The sequence below is a fragment of the Roseibium sp. RKSG952 genome (assembly GCF_009711355.1).
On record NZ_SMMF01000233.1, the window covers coordinates 1 to 411 of the forward strand.

Sequence of the window (411 nt, forward strand, 5' to 3'; positions counted from 1 at the left end):
ACACGACCGCCCGCGCGCTTGAAATCTCGGCAACCGCGGCCCGGACCTTGCTGGCAGATGCGGAGGCAGCCGGTCTCTTGCGCGAGATCACCGGCCGGGCCTCCTACCGCGTCTACGCCCTGCCCTTCCTGGCCTTTGCCCGCAAACCGGCCGGCCCCAAAAAATCCGCATGGACCGCCAGCGAAAGCAAGGCCTCTCCCCTGCCCTCCCCTGCGGCGGCCATCGAAAAACACAGCGCGGACCCGCGGGCCAAACTGGACCGGCTGCTTGAGGAAGCGCTCGATCTGGCGCGGCAGGCCGACGAGGCCTCCAGCCAGGTCCGCAAAAGCCTCGGCCAGCTGTCCGGGTACCGGTTCGACCGAAGCAGACATGAAGGCTGAACCGCACCGGCATGGTTGCAAAAGGACGCAT

Annotated in this window: 1 protein-coding gene; it reads left to right on the forward strand. The window is 67.4% G+C overall.

Annotated features, from left to right (window positions below):
- A partial coding sequence (locus E1297_RS48815) for a hypothetical protein (protein ID WP_209015533.1) occupies positions 1-380 on the forward strand: 380 nt, incomplete at its 5' end.
- Between the last annotated feature and the right edge of the window lie 31 nt (positions 381-411).